The organism is Limnohabitans sp., assembly GCF_030158565.1.
GTDB lineage: Bacteria > Pseudomonadota > Gammaproteobacteria > Burkholderiales > Burkholderiaceae_C > Limnohabitans_A.
In genome coordinates, this window is sequence record NZ_JAOASQ010000020.1 from 1 (window position 1) to 25,624 (window position 25,624).

At 57.1% G+C, this 25,624-nt stretch carries 19 protein-coding genes and 1 tRNA gene; 6 read left to right on the forward strand and 14 right to left on the reverse strand.

The genetic code is table 11. The annotated features are described in order from the left end of the window. Positions 1–30: 30 nt before the first annotated feature. The 9 genes from Q1W40_RS03055 to Q1W40_RS03095 all read right to left on the reverse strand — a co-directional run bounded on the left by Q1W40_RS03055 (position 31) and on the right by Q1W40_RS03095 (position 16,852). On the reverse strand, positions 31–447 hold the full coding sequence (locus tag Q1W40_RS03055) for an Arm DNA-binding domain-containing protein (protein ID WP_300708747.1): 417 nt from the start codon (positions 445–447) through the stop codon (positions 31–33). Between the two features lie 255 nt (positions 448–702). Further along, entirely contained in the window at positions 703–2,826 is a 2,124-nt protein-coding gene (locus Q1W40_RS03060; protein ID WP_300708749.1) for a hypothetical protein, read from the reverse strand. Between the two features lie 200 nt (positions 2,827–3,026). Beyond that, positions 3,027–5,999: a CHAT domain-containing tetratricopeptide repeat protein gene (locus tag Q1W40_RS03065; RefSeq protein WP_300708752.1), complete on the reverse strand. Its 2,973-nt coding sequence runs from the start codon at positions 5,997–5,999 to the stop codon at positions 3,027–3,029. A 67-nt stretch (positions 6,000–6,066) separates the two neighbouring features. Next, the gene (locus tag Q1W40_RS03070; protein ID WP_300708754.1) at positions 6,067–9,060 is read right to left on the reverse strand and encodes a CHAT domain-containing protein; all 2,994 of its coding nucleotides are present in this window, start codon (positions 9,058–9,060) and stop codon (positions 6,067–6,069) included. 35 nt (positions 9,061–9,095) lie between these two features. Beyond that, positions 9,096–12,059: a CHAT domain-containing protein gene (locus Q1W40_RS03075; protein ID WP_300708756.1), complete on the reverse strand. Its 2,964-nt coding sequence runs from the start codon at positions 12,057–12,059 to the stop codon at positions 9,096–9,098. Between the two features lie 39 nt (positions 12,060–12,098). Then, entirely contained in the window at positions 12,099–12,563 is a 465-nt protein-coding gene (locus tag Q1W40_RS03080) for a hypothetical protein (protein ID WP_300708758.1), read from the reverse strand. Beyond that, positions 12,560–14,503, reverse strand: coding sequence for a caspase family protein (locus Q1W40_RS03085; RefSeq protein ID WP_300708760.1), 1,944 nt, complete (start codon positions 14,501–14,503; stop codon positions 12,560–12,562). The genes Q1W40_RS03080 and Q1W40_RS03085 overlap by 4 nt, the downstream gene beginning before the upstream one ends. 11 nt (positions 14,504–14,514) lie before the next feature. Next, positions 14,515–16,158, reverse strand: coding sequence for a CHASE2 domain-containing protein (locus tag Q1W40_RS03090; protein ID WP_300708762.1), 1,644 nt, complete (start codon positions 16,156–16,158; stop codon positions 14,515–14,517). Between the two features lie 37 nt (positions 16,159–16,195). Next, on the reverse strand, positions 16,196–16,852 hold the full coding sequence (locus Q1W40_RS03095) for an OmpA family protein (protein WP_300708764.1): 657 nt from the start codon (positions 16,850–16,852) through the stop codon (positions 16,196–16,198). Between the two features lie 188 nt (positions 16,853–17,040). On the opposite strand from Q1W40_RS03095, the gene Q1W40_RS03100 reads away from it, so the two are divergent. Then, on the forward strand, positions 17,041–17,409 hold the full coding sequence (locus Q1W40_RS03100) for a hypothetical protein (RefSeq protein ID WP_300708766.1): 369 nt from the start codon (positions 17,041–17,043) through the stop codon (positions 17,407–17,409). Next, complete coding sequence (locus Q1W40_RS03105) at positions 17,406–17,981, forward strand: hypothetical protein (RefSeq protein ID WP_300708768.1); 576 nt, start codon at positions 17,406–17,408, stop codon at positions 17,979–17,981. Before Q1W40_RS03100 ends, Q1W40_RS03105 begins: the two co-directional genes overlap by 4 nt. Here the strand turns inward: Q1W40_RS03105 and hemW are convergent. From hemW to rph, 3 genes are read right to left on the reverse strand one after another with little or no spacing between them, the layout of a single operon-like run. Continuing rightward, a complete protein-coding gene (hemW, locus tag Q1W40_RS03110; RefSeq protein WP_300708770.1) occupies positions 17,967–19,175 on the reverse strand; it encodes a radical SAM family heme chaperone HemW in 1,209 nt (402 codons plus the stop codon). The genes Q1W40_RS03105 and hemW overlap by 15 nt on opposite strands. After that, positions 19,172–19,798 (reverse strand): RdgB/HAM1 family non-canonical purine NTP pyrophosphatase, encoded by a 627-nt coding sequence (rdgB, locus tag Q1W40_RS03115; RefSeq protein WP_300708772.1) that lies wholly within the window; start codon positions 19,796–19,798, stop codon positions 19,172–19,174. Before rdgB ends, hemW begins: the two co-directional genes overlap by 4 nt. Positions 19,799–19,800: 2 nt before the next feature. After that, complete coding sequence (rph, locus tag Q1W40_RS03120; protein WP_108322397.1) at positions 19,801–20,550, reverse strand: ribonuclease PH; 750 nt, start codon at positions 20,548–20,550, stop codon at positions 19,801–19,803. Between the two features lie 159 nt (positions 20,551–20,709). On the opposite strand from rph, the gene Q1W40_RS03125 reads away from it, so the two are divergent. From Q1W40_RS03125 to Q1W40_RS03140, 4 genes are all read left to right on the forward strand, one after another. Continuing rightward, on the forward strand, positions 20,710–21,627 hold the full coding sequence (locus Q1W40_RS03125) for a YicC/YloC family endoribonuclease (protein ID WP_300708775.1): 918 nt from the start codon (positions 20,710–20,712) through the stop codon (positions 21,625–21,627). A gap of 10 nt (positions 21,628–21,637) precedes the next feature. Continuing rightward, on the forward strand, positions 21,638–22,258 hold the full coding sequence (gene gmk, locus Q1W40_RS03130; RefSeq protein ID WP_300708777.1) for a guanylate kinase: 621 nt from the start codon (positions 21,638–21,640) through the stop codon (positions 22,256–22,258). A 19-nt stretch (positions 22,259–22,277) separates the two neighbouring features. Further along, positions 22,278–22,478 carry a DNA-directed RNA polymerase subunit omega gene (gene rpoZ / locus Q1W40_RS03135; protein ID WP_108322400.1) on the forward strand — a complete coding sequence of 67 codons (201 nt, stop codon included), beginning with the start codon at positions 22,278–22,280 and terminating at the stop codon, positions 22,476–22,478. 119 nt (positions 22,479–22,597) lie between these two features. Beyond that, entirely contained in the window at positions 22,598–24,856 is a 2,259-nt protein-coding gene (locus tag Q1W40_RS03140) for a bifunctional (p)ppGpp synthetase/guanosine-3',5'-bis(diphosphate) 3'-pyrophosphohydrolase (protein ID WP_300708780.1), read from the forward strand. A 41-nt stretch (positions 24,857–24,897) separates the two neighbouring features. On the opposite strand, the gene greB is transcribed toward Q1W40_RS03140, so the two are convergent. Next, on the reverse strand, positions 24,898–25,455 hold the full coding sequence (greB, locus tag Q1W40_RS03145; RefSeq protein ID WP_300708782.1) for a transcription elongation factor GreB: 558 nt from the start codon (positions 25,453–25,455) through the stop codon (positions 24,898–24,900). A 78-nt stretch (positions 25,456–25,533) separates the two neighbouring features. Next, positions 25,534–25,610: transfer RNA gene (locus Q1W40_RS03150), tRNA-Arg, on the reverse strand. Between the last annotated feature and the right edge of the window lie 14 nt (positions 25,611–25,624).

The window sequence follows — 25,624 nt, forward strand, 5'->3', positions numbered from 1 at the left end:
GTTTCCTGTATCTGCGCAACGTCAAGGGCTTCAAGTGGAATCACAAGCGCGTGTAGGCTTGCAGAACTGTTTGACGGTGTTTGTCCACTGCTGGGCATGCTTTGGATTGCGCCATCCCAAGCGTTGATTTTCAATGTACTGGGCCGCGCATTCACCAAATGTTGGTACTGTCGATTGGGCCGCCTTAGCTGCTTGAGCCTCAATGGGGTCATTGCCTTTACGAACCTCGCTGGAGCTGTTATGGGCTTGAATACGTGCGTCCTTCAGGCCAACCTGCGGGTAGCCACCAAGACCCATCTCACGACGCTTGCCAGCGATTACGTAGCGAAGAACCCATTTAGCCGTCTGATTTTTGCCGACAACGAACCATAAGTTGTTGCCATCGCTGTACTTGCCGGGAGATTTCAGAAGGGATTTACACCGAAGTTCATTGAGTCCACCTTGCATGTCGGTCCACCTTTCAGTCCACCTTTATGTGGTGTACCATTGTGGCTCATCTTGTATTATTTTGTACAGTGCTGAAGATGTAAGTAGTTGAATAAAAACAATTTATTTATTCAGGGGCACACGGGGAGCAGCATATATGGCGGACACCGCTTCCGCCAAAAAATAAAAAGCGCCGAATGCATCGCATTCGGCGCTTTTTTCATGGGCTTGCTCCAACAGCACGTAATGATCGCTGGGGCAAACCGAACCTCACGCTCAATTCGAATACTTTCTAAAAGTATAGAAATGGCTCGCATCCCACGCATCACTGGTCCGACTGATCAGGTCAATGTCCGTGACGGTGGTTTCATAAGTAGTGTTCTTGAAGTTTCCGTTCACACACTGAGGTGCTGCGGCACCCTCTCCACAGTAAATGGATGAACTGCGGGCAGAAGTCCTGAACTGTACGGAGTCTTCGTATCCCGAGCGAAGCCATTTCCCTCCACTGAATTGCGCAGCGTTTCCATAAGCGCCATAAATACGGGCACGGTATGTCGCTGGTTCAGAACCTTTGAGCAATGGATTGGAGTCGCTGGCTACTGACCATGTGAAATCCACCTTGTTGCCCTGGGGAACGAAATAGCCAATGCTTTGGTGTTGGACCAATGTCAATGCATTTTGAGCCTGGTAACTGACAGTTGGAAGCGCAGATATCAGGTTTGGCAGGGGCACAGACTTTTTGAAACCATCCACTGTCTTGGAGCGGGCGGTGGTTTTGAAATATTGAGTTGCACTGGCGGTATCTGTCGTATTGCCAGAAAAATAATAATCGAACTTCCAAGTCCCGAACTGTGGTAATTTTTCCAACTGTGCATCGGTCATGTCTTGGTCTACGAAAAACAAGAAGGAGCTTTCTCTGATTCGAGGATGCATGTCAACCACTGGTGGTTCACCTGCATATTTCGACTGAATTCGCAGAAAGCCAGTCCCCGTAGGAGCGCCATTTTTTTCCACTGTCAAGTAGGAGTAATTGCACACCCCTCCGGTCACATTGGGCTTCATGTTGAATTGGCCCTTATCACCTGCCTCATTGTAAGGAGGCGTGGTGATGACCACTTTCACCCAATTTTTGGTGCGATCGTTGCACGGCAAGTCAAACACATAACCCACGCTGTCATAGGTGTTGGCCTGATCTTTGGGGAACTCGCGTCTTTGCGCATAAGGACTCACCCCGCCTGGAAGGTTGTATTGATTGCCGATGATCCGGTATTGGTTATCTGTGGGATCGAGCCTCGCCACATTTTTCTCGTACTGGAAGTTGCCGTAATCGTCTTGCCAGCGGTAGCCAAACACCACGTCGCCCGCACTGGGGCCACTGGCGACTGACTCAGCGACGGTGTAGTGGTACTTGGGGGAGATGAATTTCACGCCAGGATTCGCCGTGAAGATTCCACCAAAATGCTGGTCAAACTTGACGACAGCGCCATTCTGTTTGTACGCCCCAGGATTTTTTCCATAAAAGATGGCTTGGCACTGCGCAGCCGTGATATCCGCCGCGGTCCCTCTGGCATTGCTGGTTCGGGACACTTTGTCCAGTGCATAGCAACTGGTCATTTGGTCCAGCAGGGCTTGGAGCTTGACGCTCATTCCATCGGTCGCCAGTTCGTTGGCATTCACTGCTGGCAGGGTCTTGTAACTGGCGGCGCTGCTGAAGCTGACATTCGGCAAGTCTTCACCTTCTTTGACGGCTTTGCGCAAGGTCAGATCAATGGTGGAAGAAGAGCCTTTAGGCTCAATCTTCACATCGAGCGAGTCCAACAACTTGTCAAAACCTGTGCCGTTGGCGGCAAAACTGACGGTTTGCGGGTTGGTGTTCGCAGACAAATTGAGCGCATCGAGCAAAGGCTTGATCGCAGCCAGCATTTCCTGATTTTTGGAAGCCAAGGTCGAACTGCTGATCGTGGCCAATTTGGCGGCAATCTCACTGATCAAACTTGTGGGATCGCCCGTAGGTGACAGACGGGCGGCAATCAGGTTGGTCAGTTGGTTGACGTTGGCTGTGGCTGTGGCTCCTGCCTCGGCCACAACGCTGAGCAATTTGGTGGAGCCATCATCCGCGATGATGATCAAGGGAAATTTGGCGGTTGCGGGGATGGATGCGCTGTAGCTCCCATCGGCCGCAACCGTTGCCGGGCTTTGCAGCAAGGCGACACCATCAGCGCTGTAGATCTGCACCGTGGCGGCAGCCATAGGTGCACCGGTGGCGGCTATGCCCGCAAGAGCGATGGTGCTGCTGCCTAGTGTGCTGGCGGTATTGCCACCACCTCCACAACCTTGAATGCCGAGCAGGCCAAAACTCAGTAAGGCCACACCGGCTGTTGAGATGCTTGTCTTGATCATTTTTTCCTCTTGTGAATTGAAATCTTCATCGAAACAACAATGGGTTAATAAAATTGACACAAAAGAGTCTAGTACTCAGAGCTGAAAAATACCAGTTTTTGTAATCAATCAAGCATTTTCAACACTGCATCAGGACAAAGCAAAACACGAGAAGTAAATATTAGTGAGTCAAATTTTCGTGGGCACGTTGAACTGCAGGCTCAACGCCCCCCTTCACCCACCAGCGCATAAGGTGCCCAAAACGCGGGGTGGCCATAGCTGGGGGATTTCATGGTTGACAGCATGCCTTGGCGCAGGGCTTCTGCGCGGCGAATGGCGGGGTCTTTCTGATACGCGGCAAACGTTTGCGTGGTCAGCTGCATCGCGCTTTCTGACTCCACCGACCAGTGCGTCACCAACAGGCTGCGGCTACCGGCGAAGAAAAAGCCCCGAGCCAATCCGCTCAAGGCTTCTTCGGCTTTGCCATCGGCACCGGCCGTGTTGCAAGCCGACAGGACCACCCAGTCTGCGTTGAGCTTGAGCGACAACACATCTTCCAGCGTGAGCAAGGGCGACTCATTGGGGTTGCTGTTGCCCGCCATGGCCAGCGCGGGTTGGTTCAAATTGGGCAGATCACCGGCCAACAAACCGTGGGTGGCAAAGACCACCACTTTCTTTTTGCCCAGCACACCCGAAGCACTGCTCTTGAGCACCGACTGACGTGTGGCGTCTTTACCCAAGATCACGTCCTGCGCAGGATTGGCCACCATGATTTTGGCCAGCTCCAGCACTTCGTCACGCGTCTCGGGCAAGGTGGGCAGCTTGCTGTAATTCACATAGGTTTCTGCATCCATCACGTTGCGCGATACGGACTCCAAGGCGCGCAGTGCAACGGCCGACCGGACAACCGAGCCGACCGGGGCTGCGGCGACTTGGCTGGCTTTGGGATCAAAGGCGGGATCCCCCCAGGCCATCAAGGCTTGCGGACTGGACGCTTGTTCCCCCAGTTTTTTCAAGGAGAGCCAGCCGTTGGCGGTGGGCACGTGGCTGATCGCCAAGTCCTTGATGAGCCATGAGGACTCAGCGGGGCTGCTTGCGGCATTGGGGCTGCGCGTCAGAACGGCCAGTGGCAGTTGCGCCAAAGCACCACTGGTGGCCACGATCAAATGCGCTTTGCCTTGCAGCTTGGCGTCCAAGGGGCCCAACAGTTCTTTGTAGAGTTGGTGCGAATCAGCATGGGCAAAGGCAGGCGCCTTGCTGCCGTATCCGGCCACATCGAGTGTTTTGCGAATGCGCGTGACCAAGCCTTGAACAGCGCTTTCGGTCAAGGGTGAGCGGTGAAAGCTCACACCGCCTTGCGCATCAATGGCCCAGACATAAGTTTGATCGTCCATCGGCAAGATGGACACAAACAGTTCGTCCGCTTTGAGTTGCTTGGCCACGTCGGTGTGGCTGGGCGACTTGGGCTGAATGAGTTGGAAGTACTCCGGATATTGCTTTTGAATTTGCGCTTTGTATTCCTTGCGCTGCGCTTCCAGCTCGAGCTTGCGTTCACGCATCTGTGCCACCACTTGGGGATTGCGCTTTTCGGCCACCTCGGAGTTTTGATTCGCAATGTAGGTGCTCAGGTTGGTGATTTCGTTGCGCGCATCTTGCTCTTTACGAATGATGTCCGACAAGCCCGGCACGTTCACACCCGCACGCACGGCTGCTTCGGTCAAGGCCTGTTGCACGCTGGAAGTGCCGATCTGGTCAGCCACGGTGAAAAGAGTTTGAGCGTCCTGCAAATTGCTGGCAGCTGTTGTGGACAGAAGCTGCATGTAGCTTTGCAAAATGAAGCGCTTCATTTTTCGCTGAATCGCGTTTTCGGCAAAGTCACCTGACAGCGATTCGGGTGCGCTCAGGTTCAAGCTGGCCTTGTCAAATGCCAAACGGGCTTGGTCTTTTTGACCGCCCATGGACAGCGCTTGAGCCAGCAAGCCACGAGTCAACGCCGTATAAAAATGAGCCTCTCCAAAAGAGGCCACATTGCTTTGCAACTCCGCATCCAACAATTTAACGGCTTCTGCGTAGCGTTGTGCTTTCAAATAAGCCCAACCACGCAATGCCACTTGCTTGTCAACACGACCGGCCTTTTGCCTAGCTACCTCGGCCACATCCAATCGTTTGATCAGCTGCGCCCAGTCGTCCATGCCCGCCAAGGCCACATGGATCTTGTCTTGTGCACTCAGGCGAAAGTGCGATTCTTGGTCCAGGTTCTGCGCATCCAAAAGGGTCTCAATCTTTTGGCTGAACTGCAGGGCATCTTTGAACTGACCGGCCGTGTTGTAGTGCTCTGCCAGCATCATGAAAAAGCGGACCATGCTGGGCTCCGAAAACCCGAAAGATTTGGCCGTTTTAAAAACCTCGCGCAAAGTCCACTCGGCGTCCGAGGCCAGCCCCGCATCCATTTGACGTTTCGCATGCATGGCCTGAATCACCAACAAATATTCCTGTCCTCGTTCTTTGATTTGAGCGTCAGAGGTCCAACTCAACATGCGCAACACGTCTTTGCTTTTGGCTACTGCCAATTTAGAGCTCTCGATGGCTTGTGTCCATTGCCCCGAACGGCTCTCCAGCTCGGACTTTCCCGCAAAGTAGATCATCTCTGCACGCGCAATGCTGTAAGGCGCAAGCCCACGGCGCGGCAGCATGCCAAATTCGTTGCGGATGATGCCGCCAGCCTGGGTGACCAGCTCCCCTGCGCGCTTGAGATTTTGATCCTGCATGTAGTAGTAGGACAACTCAATCTGCGCGTTGACCCTCAAGGGCAACCAGGGAATTTCCTTGGCTAATTCTTCACCCAAACGGTAGGCCTCGACTCGATCCCCTTTGAGCCACATCAGCTCACGCAAAGAGGATTTCGCCCAGTTGTCGTTTGCGAAGGGCATGGCCTCACGCAGGAATTTTTCTTCATTGACCGTGTCGCCCAACAACCTGGCGGCTGTGCTTTTTTCTTTGAGCAAGGCCTCTTTGGTGGCGTTCAATGCGCCCGGATCTACTGGCTTATTGACCAGCTCTTGCAGGCGCTGGGCTTCTTTCGCTGAAATCTTGAGCTGCCCCACCTCTTCCATTTGCGCCCAGGATGCGCTCGAAAAAAGGCTGCCAAAGACCACGACAGCAACAGCCGCCCAGACGGAAAGACGCTGTGACATCTTCACTCCAATTCTTAAAACTTCTTGAAAGCAGGAATTCATTTTGAATCGATCCATGGCGGCAGAATCAACGCCCACCCTCCCCCACCAGTGCGTAGGGCGCCCAATAAGCGGGGTGACCATAGCGAGCGTCTTGCATGACCTTGAGCATGCCGAGTTGCAAGGACTGCGCCCGGGTCGATTGACTTTCTGCCCCGTAGACTTTGAAGGTCTCGGTGGTGAGCATCATGGCGCTTTCGCTTTCGACCGACCAGTGCGTGACGAGCAAACTTTTCGCACCTGCATAAAAGAACCCACGCGCCAAACCTGAAAGCGCCTCTTCGTTCTTGCCATCAGCCCCAGCCGTGTTGCAAGCCGACAAGATGACCCAATCGGCGTTCATGCGCAGCCCCAGCACGTCTTGCAAGGTCAGCAAGGGCGATTCATCGCGCGAACCGGAACTGGCCATGGCCAGAGCAGGTTCAGACAATCCTGGCAAATCACCGGCCAACAGACCGTGGGTTGCAAACACCACCCATCTTTTGTTCTTGAGCTGACCGCTGTCACTCGATTGCAAGACAGACAGGCGTGTCGCCTTGTCGCCCAACAGAACATCTGTGGCAACATTCGATTTAATCAAACGCGCCAGGGCCAACACCTCCTCACGTGTTTCAGGCAAGGGCGGCAAGGAGGCATAAGTGACCGGGTCCACATGCGGCTGGCTCAAATCTGCACTGCGCACGGCACGGGTTGTGACGGCGGAGCGGACACCCGCCTTCTGGGCCGCAACGTTTGCGGGACTCAAAGTGAACGATGGGTCCCCCCACGCGATCATGGAAGCTTGGCCCGAGACCGTCTTGGGCATCTTGCGCAATGCCAACCAGGATTGGGCCGAAGAAATTTGACTGATGGCATGGCTCTTGATCAGCCAAGGCGCATCTTTGTCAGCCCCTTGAGGCCATGGGGCATTGACCAAAACCGCATAAGGAATTTGTCCCAAATCGCCACTGGCGGCGATGATCAATTGCTGCGCACCGGCCATGTGGCTTGCCTGTGGCGCCAGCAGCTCCTGATACAGACGGAACGCATCGTCATAACGGAATCTGGGTGCTTGGGTGCCCAGCCCCGCCACATCCAGGGTGGTACGCAAACGCTTGACGATTTGCGCCACTTCATCTTGTTTGAGCGCACTGCGATGGAAGTGCAAGCCACCATCTGGCCCGACACCAAACACATAGGTCTCCGCCTCAGTGGGCACAATGGCCAGGAAATATTCGCGGGCTTTGAGCACGCCTGCAATGTCTGCTGAAGTGGGGGTGCGCGGCTGCAGCAACTGAAAATAATCTGGAAACTCTTTCTCGATTTTCAGCTTGTAGTTTTTCCTGCTGGTATCGAGTTCCTGAACCCGCTTGCGCATGTCCGCGACAATCTGCGCTTTGTCTGCCGCAGCACCAGACATGGATTGGTTGTTCAGGTATTGGTACAAAAAAGCCAGCTCTGATTTGGCATCTTGATCCGCACGGGCCACTTCGCCCAATGCCGGTTGCGTGATCGATGCCCGTGCAGCGGCCTCACCGATGGCTTTCTGGACCGAGGATGAAATCAAGGTATTGGCAACGACAAAGGCTTGCTTGGCGTCCTCCTGCTTGTCCGCGCTCTCAGCCTTGGCGCTGCGAGACAGAAAGCCCAAATACTCCTTGTAGATTTTCTTTTTGACCTTCAAGTAAAACGGGTGCTCCTGATTGACGTCGGGCAAGGTCTCCGCATCTGCCAATGTCTTGAAGGCATTTTCAAACTCGGTTTTGGCCTGTGCCGATTTCGCAGGATTCCTTGACAAAGCCACCGCATACATGCCTCGGCTCAGGCCTGTTGCATACGCCTGCGCACCGATGTTGGCCACCGCCCAATTCATATGGCCCCGGTACCAATTTTCTGCCGCTTGTGTGCGCCCTGTCTGCAAGTAGGCAAAGGCGCGGTACTCGGTCAAAGCGGCGATGGGCTTGAGCGCGGGATCGTTGGCTGTGATTTTGTCCAACTGGTCGGTTTGAGCCACCAGGTCTTGCCAACGCTCCAAACCGGCCAAGGCCCTGATCACGCGATTAACGGTCCAAAGCGACTGGGCGGTGTTTTCTTTCAGGCCACTGGCAGCGACCATCGCTTTGACCTTGTTGGCCGTGTCGAGTGAATCCTGAAAACGACCCTGAATGAAATACAGGTCTGCCGTGGTACGGTACAAATGCCATAGGTGCTGGTCCGTGAACCCGTAAGACTTGAACAAGGCCAAAGCACTTCGCAGCGACTCTTCGGCATCAGACGTCGCACCCATCTGCATCTGGATCATCGCGTGCGAGACCGCCGCGTTGGCGTGGTTGCTGCGACTGAAGTTGGCCAACCATGGACTGACATAGCGGTCATGCGAAGCCGCCAACTCAACACCTTTGCTTAAGGCTTGTTGACTGAACTTCAACGCCTCGCCATACCGACCTTGGTACTGAAAATACTGAGCCTGGGCAATGGCAAACTCCATTTGCACCCTGACTGGCCAATAGCGCCCCTCAGGGGGCCTTTGGCGCTTCATGTCTTCTGCAATCAAGCCACTGGCTTCAGTGAGCATCCTCTGCGCATTTTGGTACTTCCCATAATCGAGAAACGAACCAGCGAGCTTGATGCGCACCCGCATCGCAGCGATCGGCTCTTTGGTGTCCTGATAGATCCCCTCCATGATCCCAAAGCCCTCAGGCGCGGCGCTGCCCTTCTCAATCAGGAGCATGCCCAGATTCCAGCGTGGGGACAAATTGTTGGGTTGTGTCCGGTACCACTCTCGAAGAACCCGCTCACGCTCATTGCGGTCATTGAGTTTGAAGGTGGCGTCTTCCAGTTTTTGGTAATGCAGCGCGACATCTTTGTCGGCCAAGCCCGCAGGCAAGGCTTGCTTGAGCACTTCACGCAACTGGGCCTCTACAGCGGGTGTCATTTCGGCACCCGAAGGCAGCTCTTGTGCACAGACCGCATGCGTCATCAAGCCAAAAGCTGCAATCACACACACCAGTCTCTTGGCAAAATAACTTGAGAAATCTTTCATGGCAAATGCGTCTTCAATATGTTGCTGATGGCGCTTCAGCGACCACCCTCACCCACCAAGGCATAAGGTGCCCAATAGGCCGGGTGTACAAACTGAGGTGAACTCATGGTCTGGAGCATGGCTTGCCTGAGCGCTTCAGCGCGGCGCATGCCCGGGTTGTTCTTGTAAGCTGCGAAGGTGTGGGTGGTCAACTGCATCGCGCTTTCTGATTCGACCGACCAGTGTGTGACCAACAAGCTGCGGCTGCCAGCAAAGAAGAAGCCCCGAGCCAAGCCACTCATCGCCTCTTCGGCTTTGCCATCGGCACCAGCCGTGTTGCAAGCCGACAGGACCACCCAATCTGCGTTGAGCTTCAAACTGAGCACGTCTTCCAATGTCAACAAAGGTGATTCGGCAGCGTTGGCCGACGCCGCCATGGCCAAGGCCGGTTGGTTCAGGTTGGGCAAATCACCGGCCAACAAACCATGCGTTGCGAACACGACCACTTGCTTTTTCCCCAACTGCCCTGAAGCGCTGCTTTTGAGCACAGAAGCCCGCGTGGCCTCTGCACCCAACACCAAATCGGTTCTGGGGTTGGCACCCAAAATTTTGGCTAACTCCTGCACCTCGTCACGGGTCTCGGGTAAAGGTGGCATCTTGCTGTAATTGAGGTAGCTGTCTTCCACCGACTGCTCGAGACCGGATGACTGCACGGCGCGTGTCGGTATTGCTGATCGCACATGCGATGCAGCCCCCATACTGGCGATCTGCTGCGCGGCCTTCAGGTCAAAAACCGGATCGCCCCAAGCCATCAGTGGCTGCACACTGGAGGGCACTTTGCCGAACCGCTTCAAGGACAACCAACCGCTGGCGGTTGGAACTTGGCTCACAGCCATGTCCTTGATGAGCCAGACTGCATCCTTGGGGTTAGCGGATGCGAAGGGTTGACGCACCAACACGCCCAAAGGCATCTTGGCCAATGCACCTGATGTGGCCAAGATCAAATGGGTTTTACCCGTCAAGGAGGGCTCGATCGGTCCAAGCAAGCCCTTGTACAGTTCGTGAGCATCGGCATAGTTGAATACAGGCGCACGCGCGCCCAGACCCGCCACATCCAGTGTCTTGCGGATGCGATCAACAAGCTCATGACTTTGTTTCTCACCCAGATTCCAACGGTGAAATTTCACAACCCCTGCTGCATCAATGGCCCACACATAGGTTTGGTTTTCCATCGGCAAGACAGAGACAAACAGCTCATCAGGCTTGAGGCCCTGCGCAATATCCGTATGCGAAGGTGCCTTGGGTTGCATCAACTGAAAGTATTCAGGAAACCCTTTTTGTATTTGGACTTTGTAGCCCCTGCGCAACTCTTCGATCTCGCGCATGCGCGCTCGCATTTGCTCCATGACTTGTGGGTTACGCCGTTTGTCTTCCTCTGCGCCCTGCCCTGTCATGTACTGGATCAGGCTGACCATTTCATTTTTGGCATCCTGCTCCTTGCGAATGATGTCGGCCAAACCGGGCACATTCACCCCAGAGCGCACAGCCGCATCCGCCAGCGCTTGTTGAACGGAAGACGCATTGAGGTAGTCCGCCAATTGGAAAATCAGTGCCGCATCTTGTGCATCCTGGCTGGCGGTCTCGGCCAACATTTCCACGTAACTCTGAAAAATAAATTTCTTCACTTTGAGGCGATAGGCGTCCTCGGCCATGTCGCCTGACAAGCCCTCAGGGGCCGTCATCACCTTGACGGCTTGTTCAAACTGAGTGCGGGCTTGGGCTTTGTCACCCGCTTTCCACAGCGCTGCCGCATAGATTCCGCGAACCAATGCGGTGTAGTCATGCTTTTCGCCGAAATTGCTCACGTGCCACCGCAAATTGCCTCTCAACAGTGGCAAGGCTTGTTCGGTGCGCCCTGTTTTCAAGTAAACAAAGGCACGAAGATCGGGTCTAACACCGGCAGTGCTCTTATTACCGATGAGGGCCTTTTCTTCATCCAAGCGCTCAAAGTTGGCCATCGCATCGTTCCACCTGTCAGCCCCCACCAACGCGATATTTTTCCTGTTTTGAGATCCGATCCAAGGCATGGTCCCTTTTTTGAAACCCTGATTCAAAACAATACGTTCTGCCTTGTCTGCGTAGGCCCCCGCCTCATTGAACTGGCCCGCCGCATTTCTCAGATCTGCATACGCGTTGTAAGTGCCAAACAGTTGCTCATCGCTGAAGCCATTGGCTTTGGCAAATTGGTAGGCTTGCCGCAAAGTGACATCGGCATCTGTAAACAGCCCGGATGCACTTTGCTGAGAGGCCAGTGCGGCCAATACCTTGATGTACCAGTGACGTCCGTGCACTTTTTGCGTTGAACCAATCGGCGCATCGTTGGCCATAGACTCCTTGCCCTTGGCCACCGCCAACTTGGCGGATTCAATCGATTCTGGCAACTTGCCTTTGCGGCTCAGAAAAATTGAACGGGCGTGATGAAACTCCATCTCAGCACGCAAACGCCAATAGGGCCCAGAGCTTGTCCCGTCAACTTGCTTGAATTCTCTTCGAATGGTGTTTTCCGCCTCATCCAACAAGGTTTGCGCCTGTTGGACTTGCCCGTCCTGGAGATGATCCAGCGCAAGCTCTGTGCGTATGCGCACGACATCGGTTGGCCTTCTGAAGATGCCATCCTTGATGAGGGCATGGCCAATTTCATAAGCCTCGGCCCTTTTTGGGGTCATCGATAAAACATTGCGCAGTCGCCACCCGACGGTGGGATCGATCTTGACCCATTCACGCAAGATGCTCTCTCGAAGCACCACATCCCCCAAAAGCCAAGCGGCCGTGTCTTTTTGCTGGAAAAACTCTTTTTGAGTCGCCAACCCGGCACTGGGATCCATAGGCGTTGCCAGAACCTCTTGTAAACGCTTGACCTCTTGAGGCGGCAATTTCAAAGACTGTGCAGGGTCATCTTGCGCATGGACACCCGCAGTCAACAGGAAAACCAGGCAGCACACCAGCTTGAGTAAATTCATGGCACGGCTTGACTGAAACATTGGCTTTCCTTGAAAAACTTATTCCACTTCAATGCGCAATTCCCGCTCTGCCAAACGTTGCTTGGCATCCTGGATTTGCAAAGTCAAACGGTGCTTGCCTTTGGGGATATTCGCCTTGTCCAGCTTGAACCCCTCAGCGCTGATCTGTGTGTACTGCGTCAAGCGGGAAGTGATGTCGAACTTGAGTCCGCCATACAAGACCTTGAAACTACTCACATCAATGGGCGCATCGTTTTGGGGGCGAAACGCGACGGCAATCGCAAACGGCGCCTTCAGTTTTGCATCGGGCACAGGTTCAGGCTGCAAGATATCGATCAAGGGCATGACAGCACGCGCCCGCAAAGCTGGCTGCGCCAGGTAACCGGCTTCGCCTTCGAATTGAATTGCCTCAGCCGGGTTGACCAACCAGGACTCTTGTGCCACCGCCGACGCCACCGCGCAGGTCAGCGACAAAACCAGAATAGACAGACTCAGGGGTTTCATGGAATCTCCTTGATCGGCAGCAAGACTGCGCCATAGGCATCGGAACACAAGGGGTTATTTTTCGCCCTCGCAGGCGTTTGACAGGCCTGCGTGCTGACGAGCGTGGAGGTGGTCAGCAAAGCGCCCAGTTGGGCTCGTCCACTGGCGTCGTTGAGAGACGTCACGAAGGGGCCCGATTTGCGGCCACCCAAGGCCGTCAAATCTCGCGGCGCATCGGCCACCATGACCAGCAAATGGTTGGTGCCCGCAGGGCCGGACGACTTGATGCGCCAATTGCCTTGCGGCAGCTTCAGCGTCTGACCCGCTTCAATCTTGTTGTTCTGGTCAAGGTCGTTGGGAAACAACATGTACAAGGCTTTGCCATCCGATCCGGCCAAAGCGGCATACACATAGCCTGCACGGTCAGATTGGACGGAAAACTCCAATGCATCCTGCCCGATGGTCAACGCATCTTTGGTCAAAGTGACCTGCACCTTGCGCTTGGCGTTGCGTTGCTCGAACATTTGCTGCAAAGCTTGTTCGCCCGACAGAGGCTTCACCTGCGGCGCAGTCACGGGTGCAGGCGCGGGTGCAGGCGCGCCAGGCGCAGGCTGCACTGGCACTGCAAGCACCGGGGTTGAGGCAAGGGGTGTTGCCACAGTTGCAGTTGGCTTCACAGCAGGCGGCGCACTGATGGCGCTGGGCTTGTTGTCCAGCAAGGCCGTCACCGGTTGCGCCGCGACTTGCGGCGCAGGCTGGCTGAACCATGCTGGCACAAACCCGGCATTGCCAGACAACACCAGGTTGTGCGGCTTGAAGTTGGTATCAAATTGCATGCGGCGGTTGATTTTTTCTTGCGCGCATTGACGGATTTCATCGATGTTGATGGCGCCCGAGCCATCCAAATCCTTGGCATCACGGAGCATGCAGTCGCGCATGTATTGCGTCGCCAAACCGCCTTTTTGTTCGTCATCAAAACTGATTTCGTTGTTGCGGGCTGCGGACAGGTGAATGATGTCCTGCGGCAAAGCGCCCTGGCTGACTTGTTCATTGACCAAGCCACGCGTTCTGACGTTGACGGGATTTCCGCAGGTCTCTGAGGTGCCCGCGAACTTGGGTCGCAAAGCACCTTCGTCGTTGGCATTGACCATGCCACGCGTGCGTGCTGCGGGCGTTGGCGGCACCAGACCGCCCGAATGACAAGCGTCGTACATCACAAACAACTTGTCGGTTTTTTGCGTGATGGAGGCCAGCAAATTGGCCATCTCTTTGTTGTTGATGGTGCCCTTGCTCATGCCGTCATAGGGCAGCAAGGCCTCCACACAACCGCCCGCTTGCGGGTCTTCATAACGTGTGCCGTGGCCGGAGTAATGGATGAACACACGGTCACCGTCTTGCACGCGTTCGTTCAAGCCTTTGAGCGCTGCACGGATGTTGTCGCCCGTGGCCTGGTCGTCTTGCAAATACTGGATGTTGCCTTCAGGCACCTGCATGACTTGCGCCATCTGTGTGGCCGAATAGCGATCGAGCTTGGTTCCGGGCAATGGCGGCACGCTGGGGTCGGCGTAGCGTCCAACACCAATGATGAGCGCATGCCGGTTGATGCGCGAAGCCGCAGTGGGTACGCCTCGCACGCCCAATGTCAATGCGTTGTTTCCGGCCGCCTCGCGACCACTGGAGATGCCTGCCACTGCCGATGCGCCCGCTTGCATGTTCAAGGCGCTGGCACGCACCCAGCCGGACACCTTGCCCGGCGGGCTGTTGAGCTCCACCAAAACCCAGCCGCCCTCGACAGACAGCACACGCACTGCCGCTCCCACACTGACCTGGGTGAGCACGGCTGATGTGGCCAGTTTTTCCTGCCTGATTTCAGCCGCACGGCTAACGGTGGCGTTTTGCGCCCCCGCTCCCGTTGCCAAGAAAACCAGACCCCAGAGTCCTGAACGAATGAATGAAGACATGGTGGAACTTTTCATGAAAAAACCGGTGGTTGCAATGCCGTCCAGCCCGCCAGGGCCAGATGCGTGACAGCAAGGCGCACATCCTGTGCCGACAAGCCTTGCGGCAGCGTCGTGACCTCACCTTGGCGGACCGACAAACCCTTGACCGCTCGCAACAGCAAAGGTTGCACGCGCAGCAATTGAGCCTGCGGGCCCACAATGGCCAAGCACGGCGAAAACGGACGCCAGCGCGCAGACAAATTGTCCCCGGGTGTCAAATCCAGCGACACCAAGCGGCAATCTTTGCCCGAGGCTTGCAAGCACGCCATCAATCGGTCGAGCTGGTCATGGCTCCAGGACTGGTCCGACACCCAGGGCAAAACCGCCAAAGGCTCAGTTGTATCTGGCAAGTCGCCACACCAATGGCGCTTGCGCAGCGTGTACCAAAATTTGAGCACTGCCAAAAACAAAACCGCCAAGCCCGCAGACAGATGCAGGTCAATGAACACATGCTCGGTGTGCAAACTGGCAAAGCCAATGCCCAGCAACACACCGGGCAAGACCAACATGGCAGGGGCCAGGGACGACACGCTTCGGTGGTGGCTCCACAAGGCAATGCCTGCACACATCAAGATCGCCACTGCGGCACCAGCCCATTTGGGCAGCTCCCAGATCGCGCGGCGATGCAAAGCATTGTCAATGCCCGTGGCCAAGGACTCGACACCCGCCTGTGTGCCCGACAAGGGCGTGGGGTGCGTATCGTGCAAACTGGGTGCGGTGGCGCCAATGATCACAATTTTTCCGGCCATCGAGGGCACGCGGGGATTCGCTTGACCACCATCGGCCTGCTCAAAAACATCAGCGAAATTCACGCGCTGGTACGTCGTGGCTGTTTTGCGCCAGTGAATGAGCACGTCATCACGCGTCGCTTCGGGTTTGCTGATGGGCGCAGGTTTGTTCTGAAACTGGGTCAGCCAGTAGCCATAAGCGGCAGGATCGACAGATTGCGTCACACTCATGGGCAATGACTGGATGATGCCGCCATCGCTCAAACGCTCAAAGTAACGGTAACGCCGCAGCATGCCATCGGGATCCACATAGCCGTTGTTAAAACCCAAGGGCTTCACGGCCACATGCGGCAGCACCGGCGGGATCAAGGCCACGGTGGCCTCCACGCTTGCATCGGCCGCGCGGGTTTGCGCCCACAAACTGGGCAAATGCTGTTGACTCAGACTGCTCTGACCATCGTTCGCAGCAGGCAAGCGCACCACGCTGAAATGGCTGTGCTGACTTCTTTGTGCAGCTTGATCCATCGCCGCATCACCGCCAGGGCTGAGCCTGTCGGCATCCGAAAACACAATGTCCCAAACCACGGCTGCGGGATTTTGACTTTCGATGTGATCGAGCACTGTGGCCAAAGTGTCACGCGGCCAAGGCCAACGGCCGAACTCGGGGGCCATGCGGGCCAGGGCTGATTCGTCGATGTCGACAATCACAATGCGCTCATCGTGCGGGGCTGTCAGCAAGCGTCCACGCACCATGGTGTCATAGGTGGTCTGTGCAATGCCGCCACTGACGCTCAGGAAGAAAACATCCAGAATCACCCACGCTGAAAAAGCGAGCACCAGCCCAGTCAGCACCCAGCGGTCCGGCCAAGAGGCCAGACGCTTGAGCAACGTTCGCTCCAAAGCAGCCGCAAAAGGCTGCCCTGACTCAGTCGAGATTGACAATGCGCACTCGGCGGTTTTCTGCGGCCAATGGATTGGACGCGTTGGCCAGTTGTGTGGCGCCTTTGCCAGCTGCCGTCAAGCGGGCCACAGTGACTCCGTTCTTGACCAGAAAGGCCTGCACCGCTTCAGCGCGTTGCTGGCTCAACTTCTGGTTGTAATCGGCCAGTCCCTTGGCGTCGGTATGTCCCTCAACCGCAAACTTGGACGGCAACAACTCGGCCGAATTCAAGGCGAGCGATAAATTCAGCAATGCCTGCTGACTTTCAGGTCGTATTTGTGAAGAGTTGAAATCAAACTGGATCAGCAAGGACAAAGAAGGTTTGGCCTGAGGTGCAGCAGAGACTGAAGCCGAAGAGGATGTCTGGTTGCTCGCAGCTTGCGGCGCCGCAGAAGTCTCGTTCGCATCGGGCGTGGTTGCACTGTTGGACTCCACCGTCAAATTGCGCAGACTTCTCAAACGCGGACCCTGCGATGGCGCTTTGAGCTGCTCAATCATCTGTTGTGCGCTTGGGGCGGCTGTTTGGGCGTGAAGCGCGCCATGTGAAGCGGCGGCAAGCATCAGCCAGAAGATTCTCAGTGCAGTGGTTTTCATAACTGTTATCGCTTTAACTATGATCAGCCTGATTATGTGCGCTGCCACACTGAACGGCCAGCATCAATGTTCTTCTCGAAATTTGAAATTAATTCTTATTTTTACATTTTAAAAATATTTACTCGCACTGGCTGAGCGCCTTCCGCCCTGATCGGGCAATTGCCCGGGATCGGCAAACCCTCGAAACAAATTCGAAGGCATTACAAGCCAGAGAAGATGCCGTTAAAATTAAATTTATGGAAAATATCAAAAGCCCTTTTGCTTCAGCCTATCTGCGCTTTTTGCAACTGGCACGTGCGGTGCAGGCACTGCCGGAAGGCGAAGACATGGATGCCAACGAATTGGCATTGCTGGAATCCGTGGTCTTGCGCTGGCACGAAGGCAAACCCATGACCGTGCGCGAAGCCATCGGCTTGGATCGCTTGGGCTCACCCGCCACCCTGCACAAGCGCATCACCCGCTTGCGGGAAAAAGACATGATCGGCACCTTGCACCTCGATGGTGACCGACGCGCCAAATACCTGACACCGACCAAGCGCAGTTTGGCCTATTTCGACCACCTCGGCCAATCATTGACACAAGCTCAGCAAACATCATTGGCATGAACTTGTCCATCAGAAACATGGCTGAGGCTGTGGTTCTCAGCTTGGTCAGTGCGGCTTTGTTTGCCGGATTTTTCAGGCTCAACGAGCTGATCTTTTCAGCACTCGAACACAGCCAAGGCGTCAACTGGATTTTCCTGCCCGCCGGTTTCAGGGTCCTCTTGGTCTTGGGCATGGGCTTGCCGGGATGCTTGGGCATCTTTCTGGGCACGCTGTATTTGGACCACGCACATCTGCTGCATGGTCATGCCATGCTCATTTTTCTGACCGGCATCGTTTCAGGTTTCACCCCCTGGGTGGTCATGAAAACCATGAGCCATAAGGGCCTGCTCAGTGCAGACCTGAAAAACCTGACCTACCAGCAATTGCTGAATTTCACGCTGTTTTATGCGGCCGCCAATGCCGTGCTTCATCAGTTGCTGTGGGCGCTGATCAACGTGCACAGCCACCAGCTGATGGTGGAACTCTGGCCGATGTTTGTGGGCGATTTGTTGGGCGCTTTGCTCATGCTTTACGCCTTCAAAGGCTTGGTGAACTTGATCCAGGGCAGACGCTCAAGCTCAGGCAGTCTCTGACAAAAACAGCGCCTGCAAATCGCTCAAGAAGTCAAAGCCGCGCTCCGTGGGCCAGACACGGTGCAAATCGCGCTCAATCAATTTCAAACGCTCGGCCTCTTGCAGGCCTTTTTGAATGCTGGTCATCGCCAAACCCGTGCGATCGACGAAATCGCTCAAGACAAAACCTTCACGCAAGCGCAAGGCGTTGAGCATGTATTCAAAAGGCAAGTCCTGGCGTGACACCTCGGTGTTTTGCGTGGCCGGCTCGCCCTTCATGGCCTGCTGCATGTACAGCGCAGGCTCGCGGTAACGCACCTGGCGCACCACACGGTGCGCAAAACTCAGCTTGCTGTGGGCACCTGCCCCAATGCCCAGGTAATCGCCAAACTGCCAATAGTTCAGGTTGTGGGCGCACTGATGGCCAGGCTTGGCGTAGGCCGAAACCTCGTAGCGTGACAGGCCTTGGGCCGAAGTCAGCTCGGTGATGCGGTCCATCATTTCGTAGGCCAGATCGTCTTCGGGCAAGGTCGGCGGAAACTTGGCGAACACCGTGTTGGGCTCGATGGTCAGGTGGTAAATCGAGATGTGCGGCGGCGCAAACGCCAGCGCGGTCTGGATGTCCTGCGTCAAACCCGCCAGTGTCTGTCCGGGCAAGGCGTACATCAGGTCCAGGTTGAAGGTGTCAAACACCTGGGCCGCTTCGGTCACCGCAGCCAAGGCCTGGTCGCGGTCGTGCACACGGCCCAGCGCTTTCAGATGCCCATTATCAAAACTCTGCACGCCAATCGACAAACGGGTGATGCCCGCCTGACGGAAAGCCTTGAAGCGGTCTTTTTCAAAGGTGCCGGGGTTGGCTTCCATGGTGATTTCGGCATCAGGTGCCAAACGCACACGTGCACGGATGCCACCCACCAAACGGTTGATGGCTTCAGGATCGAACAAGCTGGGCGTGCCCCCACCCAAAAACACGGTCTGGATGCTGCGGCCCCAGATCAAGGGCAAGCTCGCTTCCAGATCGGCAAACAAGGCGTTGATGTAAGCATCCTGCGTGGACGCCGCATCGTCGCCCGAGCGGAACTCGTGCGAATTGAAATCGCAATACGGACACTTCTTAAGGCACCAGGGCAAATGCACATACAGCGACAGCGGCGGCAAAGCATTGAGCTGCAGCACGCCCGGTCGCATGGCGTGAACCGGATCCAGCGGGTTCATGCTGCGGCAGGGCTTGTGGGTGCGTCCAGCCAACGCTCGCGCATCAAGGCCAGCATGGCTTGTGCCGCACGGCCCCGGTGGCTGTTGGCGTTTTTGACCTCCACCGGCAACTGGGCAAAGGTCTTGCCAAATTCGGGGATGAACATGATCGGGTCAAAGCCAAAGCCATTGCTGCCCAAGCGCTCACGGGCGATCTCGCCCACCACACGGCCCACGGCGATCAAAGGCTCCGGATCGTCGGCGCTGCGCACCGCCACCAGCGTGCTGACCATGGCCGCACGGCGCTGGTCAAGGCCTTGCATCTGCTCGAGCAAAGCCGTCACGTTGTTGTCGTCGCTCTTGGCATAGCCAAAGCGGGTGGCGTAATACGCCGTGTCCACGCCGGGCTGACCACCAAAGGCGTCCACGCACAAACCGGCATCGTCAGCCAGCGCAGGCAAGCCGCTCAACTGCGCCGCATGCCGGGCTTTGGCCAAAGCGTTTTCCACAAAGGTGCGAAATGGCTCTTCGGCTTCTGGAATGTTCAGCTCGGACTGGCGCACCAGCGTCATGTTCAGCGGCGCGAACATGGTTTGCAGCTCGGCCAGCTTGCCCGCGTTGTTGGAGGCGAGGACGATCTTCATGTTCAGGCGCTGAAGGTCAAGGTCTTGGGCTCGTCGTGTGCCTGGGTTTGCAGACGCACCAATTGGGCGATGCCTTTTTCGGCCAAGGCCAGCATGCGGTCCATCTCGACGCGGGTGAAGGCCACGCCTTCGGCGGTGCCCTGCACTTCCACAAAGTTGCCCGCGCCGGTCATGACCACGTTCATGTCGGTGTCGCAGGCCGAGTCTTCGGGGTAGTCCAGGTCCAGCAAGGCGGCGCCGTCTTTCAGGCCCACCGATATCGCCGCCACGCGGTCGATGATGGGGGACTCTTGCAGCTTGCCCGTGGCCATCAACCAGGCCACCGCATCTTGCGCGGCCACAAAAGCGCCTGTGATGCTGGCGGTGCGGGTGCCGCCGTCGGCTTGCAGCACATCGCAGTCCAGGTGGATGGTGCGCTCACCGAGCTTCTTCAAATCGAACACGGCACGCAGCGAGCGACCGATCAAGCGCTGGATTTCTTGGGTGCGGCCGCTTTGCTTGCCGCGAGCCGCTTCGCGGTCGCCACGGGTGTGGGTGGCGCGGGGCAACATGCCGTACTCGGCCGTGACCCAACCTTCTCCGCTGCCTTTTTTGTGACCTGGCACTTTCTCTTCGACCGAGGCGGTGCACAGCACGCGGGTCTGACCAAACTCGATCAGCACCGAGCCTTCAGCGTGGATGGTGTAACCGCGGGTCATGCGCACGGCGCGCAAAGCATCGGCCGCACGGCCGGAACGAACATAAGTGGTCATGAGTGTGTCTTTTGCGAATGGTGTGATGCGGGGACAGAACGGGGTGGCGGGCGAGTTTGCGATAATGCCCTGTTTCATGCATTGCCAAGCCTTTCGGGGCCTGTTCAAGGCAATTGCCCCAAGCCGGTGTTCGGCCTGCGGCGCGAAGGAACCAGTTCAATGTCAGTTTACAGTATGACCGGCTACGCCAGCGTGCAGCACAGCACGCCGGTGGTGGACGGCGAAACCGCCGCCAGCACGGCCCCCGCCACCCGCCTGGGGCTCGAAATCCGCTCGGTCAACAGCCGCTTTCTGGACCTGAGTTTCCGCTTGCCCGAAGAGCTGCGCCAGCTCGAACCCGGTCTGCGCGAACTGATCACCCGTCAGATCAAACGCGGCAAAGTCGAAGTGCGTGCCAGCCAGGACAGCGCCGACGGCGCCGCCCTGCAAGCGCCCAACCACCAGACCCTGCAAAAAATCGCCGCCCTGCAAGACAAGATCCAGGACTGGCTGCCCAAGGCCCGCGATCTGAGCGTGGCCGATGTGCTGCGCATGAGCGCCGGCAGCCACAGCCAAGCCGCACCCGACGAAGCCGCCTGGATGCAAGTGGCCACCCAAGCGATTGACGCCCTGCGCGAAGCACGTGCCCGCGAAGGCGCCCGCCTGACCGAGATGCTGCAGGGCCACATTGGCCAACTGCGCGCACTGGCCGAATTGGCCGGCCCCCTGGTGCCCCAACTGGTCGAGCAGCAGCGCCAGCGCTTTCTGGACCGCTGGAAAGACGCCATGGCTCTGGCCGATGGCAATCACCTGCCCGAAACGGCCCAGGACCGGGCCCTGACCGAAGCCACCGCCTTTGCCATCCGCATCGATGTGGCCGAAGAGCTGACCCGCCTGCGCTCGCACCTGGACGAACTCAGCCGCTTGCTGGACAAGGGCGGCGACATCGGCAAGCGCCTGGACTTTTTGATCCAGGAGCTGCACCGCGAAGCCAACACCCTGGGCTCCAAATCGGCCGTGCTGGAGATGACCCGCATCTCTGTGGACATGAAAGTGCTGATCGAGCAAATGCGCGAACAAGTCCAAAACATCGAATAAAGCCCTCAACATGGAATACCCAGGAAACCTCTTTGTCGTGGCCGCCCCCAGCGGGGCGGGCAAATCCAGTCTGGTCAAAGCGCTGATGGAGCTGGACTCGGGCGTGCACCCCTCGGTGTCGCACACCACGCGTGCGCCCCGTGGCCAGGAAAAGCATGGCCGCGAATACTTCTTTGCCTCGCAGCAAGAATTTGACGCGATGGTGCTCGCCGATGCCTTTGTCGAGTGGGCCAATGTGCACGGCCAGCGCTACGGCACCTCCAAAAAAATGATCGAAGAGCGTATGAGTCAGGGCTCGGACGTGGTGCTGGAGATCGACTACCAAGGCGCCATCCAGATCAAACAGATGTATGCCAATGCGGTGCTGATCTTCATCCTGCCGCCCAGCTGGGAAGAGCTGCGCTCGCGTCTGGAGCGGCGTGGCGAAGACGCGCCTGACATCATTGAGCTGCGCCTGAAAAACGCCGCTGTGGAGCTGGCCCAGGCCAAAGAGTTCGACTTCGTTATAATCAATGAAGTTTTTGAGCGTGCTTTGTTTGATCTCAAAGCCATCGTTCATGCCCAAAGGCTCAAATACATCGCCCAGCGAAGAGCCCGCGCTGACACATTCACGGCGCTCCATCTCGCCTAAATCTCTGAAGGAAACCACCATGGCCCGCATCACTGTTGAAGACTGCCTGGAACAGATCCCGAACCGCTTCCAACTGGTTCTGGCTGCCACCTACCGCGCTCGCATGCTGAGCCAGGGTCACACCCCTCGCATCGAAAGCAAGAACAAACCTGGCGTGACCGCACTGCGCGAAATCGCCGCCGGCAAAGTCGGCATTGAAATGCTCAAGCGCGTCGCCTGATTGGCGCCCCAACCGGCTTGCGCCGGCCCCAAAAAAAGCCCCAACCATGGGGCTTTTTTTCGTCTGTTTCCCTCTGAGACTTGTGCTGCTTCAGTTACATTGATGCCATGAGCGCAGCCATGCCCCCTTCTTCAACTTCTGCACACAGCAGCCCCAAGGCGATCAGCCCCGCCATGGCCAATGCAGCTGCGGCCAGCTTTGCAGCATTGACGGCCCGCTTGGACTACCTGAGCCCGCAAGACGCTGACATGGTGCGCAAAGCCTACCGCTTTGCCGACGAAGCCCACCTGGGGCAAATGCGCAAAAGCGGCGAGCCCTACATCACCCACCCCATCGCGGTGGCGGCCTTGTGCACCGAATGGAAGCTCGACGCCCAAGCCCTGTCGGCCGCCTTGTTGCACGACGCCATGGAGGACTGCGGCGTCACCAAATCCGAGCTGATCGAGCGCTTTGGTGCCCCCGTGGCCGAACTGGTGGACGGCCTGACCAAACTGGAAAAGCTCGAGTTCAACACCCGCGAAGAAAACCAGGCCGAGTCCTTCCGAAAAATGCTGCTGGCCATGGCGCGCGATGTGCGGGTCATCCTGATCAAACTGGCCGACCGCACCCACAACATGCGCACCATGGGTGACATGCCGCGCAGCAAATGGGGGCGGATCGCCTCTGAAACCCTCGAAATTTACGCCCCCATCGCGCACCGGCTGGGCCTGAACCAGATTTACCGCGAACTGCAAGACCTGTCCTTCAAACACCTCTTGCCCTGGCGCTATGCGGTGTTGACCAAAGCTGTCGCACGCGCCCGCAACCGCCGCCGCGACCTGATTCAAAAAGTACAAGGCGAAGTCGAGACCCTGTTCAAGCAAGCCGGCATGGATGTGCGCATCAGCGGGCGCGAAAAAACCCTTTACTCCATCTACAAAAAGATGGACGACAAGCACCTGAGTTTTGCGCAAGTCACCGACATTTATGGCTTCCGGGTGATCGTGCCCACGGTCATCGACTGCTACACCGCCATGGGCTTGCTGCACCAGATCTACAAGCCCGTGCCCGGCAAGTTCAAAGACCACATCGCCATCGGCAAGGTCAACGGCTACCAATCACTGCACACCACCTTGGTGGGCCCCTCGGGCGTGAACGTCGAGTTCCAGATGCGCACCGAAGCCATGCACCTGGTGGCCGAGTCCGGCGTGGCCGCGCACTGGCTCTACAAAGAGCACAGTGCCGCCAGCGCCCAGTCCGAACGCCTGGGCACGCAGTGGCTGCAATCGCTGCTGGACATCCAGAGCGAAACGCGGGACGCCGCCGAATTTTGGGACCACGTCAAGGTCGATTTGTTCCCCGATGCGGTCTATGTCTTCACACCCAAGAGCCAGATCATGGCCTTGCCGCGTGGCGCCACCGTGGTGGACTTTGCGTATGCCATTCACAGCCGCGTGGGCGACCACGCCATGGCCGCCAAGATCAATGGCGAACAAGTGCCTTTGCGCACCGAGCTGAAAAACGGTGACGTGATCGAAGTGATCACCGCGCCCGTGTCGGCCCCCAACCCCGCATGGCTGGGCTTTGTGCGCACAGGCCGTGCGCGCTCCAAGATCCGCCACCACCTCAAAACCATGGCCCAAACCGAGTCCATGGACCTGGGTGAAAAACTGCTCAACCAGGCCCTGCGGGCCGAAGGCATCGAACAGCTGCCTGGCGACGACGTGAAGGTTCAACCGCTGTGGGACAAACTGCTGCGCTTTACGGGCAACCGCAACCGCGCCGACTTGCTGATGGACATTGGCCTGGGAAAACGGATTGCCAGCATCGTGGCCAAGCGGCTGGTGGTCTTGCTGGGCGAACTGGGCCAAAAACCCGATGCCTTGCTCATGACGCGTGAACGCTTCACCGCGCATGAAAAAGTCTCGCAAGGCGCCATCACGCTGGACGGCAGTGAAAACGCATCGGTGGTGTATTCGCCCTGCTGCCGCCCTTTGCCTGGCGATGACATCGTGGGCTACCTGGGCCGAGGCGAAGGCCTGGCCGTGCACACACGCCAATGCCAAACCGCGCGCAAGCTGGAACACAAAGACAGCGAACGCTTCATTGGCGTCGAATGGTCCGACGAGCCGGTGCGCAACTTTGAAACCAGCATCGCGGTCACCGTGGTCAACGGCAAAGGCGTGCTGGCCCGGGTGGCTGGCGCAATGGCCACCGCCGAGGCCGACATCGTTCACGTGGACATGGGCCACGAATCGCCTCAAGACACGGCCGATCTGCGTTTTGTGGTGGCGGTGCGCGATGTGACGCACTTGGACAGCGTTTTGCGCCAGCTCAAGCGCACGCCCTCGGTCATCCAGGCCGAGCGGCAGCTGAACAAGGGCGCTTTGCCCACCTGAGGCACCCAGACTGCGCACGCACTGCTGGCGTGCCAGCTGGATTACCCCGCCTTGACTGGGTAGTGGACCTCCAGCACTTCGATCAGGATCACCCCTGAAGGCGTCACCAACTTCAGCTCATCGCCCACACGCGACTTGAGCAAGGTGCGGGCAATCGGCGAGATCCAGCTGACCTGCCCCTGCAGACTGTCGGCTTCGTCGATGCCCAAAATGGTGACGGTGCGCTCCACACCGCTGCCCTCCACATACGTGACCGTGGCGCCAAAGAAGACCTGCTCACTGCCATGGTGCACCGAGGGGTCGACCACCTCGGCCACTTCCAGCCGTTTGGTCAAAAATCGGATGCGGCGGTCAATTTCACGCAGACGCTTTTTGCCGTAAAGGTAGTCGCCGTTTTCCGAGCGGTCGCCGTTGCTGGCGGCCCAGTGCACGATCTCCACCACTTTGGGACGTTCGACATCGATCAGCTCAAACAACTCGGCGCGCAGACGGGCATAGCCCGCAGGCGTCATGTAATTGCGGGTACCGCTGGGCAATGCGGGCAAGCCCGGAGCGTCGTCATCGTCCTGATCGGTCTCTTGGGTGAATGCTTTGCTCATGACGTGCTGGCCAATGGTGCGAAATGTGGGGGCCACAAAGAGAAAAAGCCCACAACTTTCGTTGTGAGCTTTTCAATATGGTGCGGCTGGCAGGAATCGAACCCACGACCCCTTGGTTCGTAGCCAAGTACTCTATCCAGCTGAGCTACAGCCGCGCTATGCATTGAAT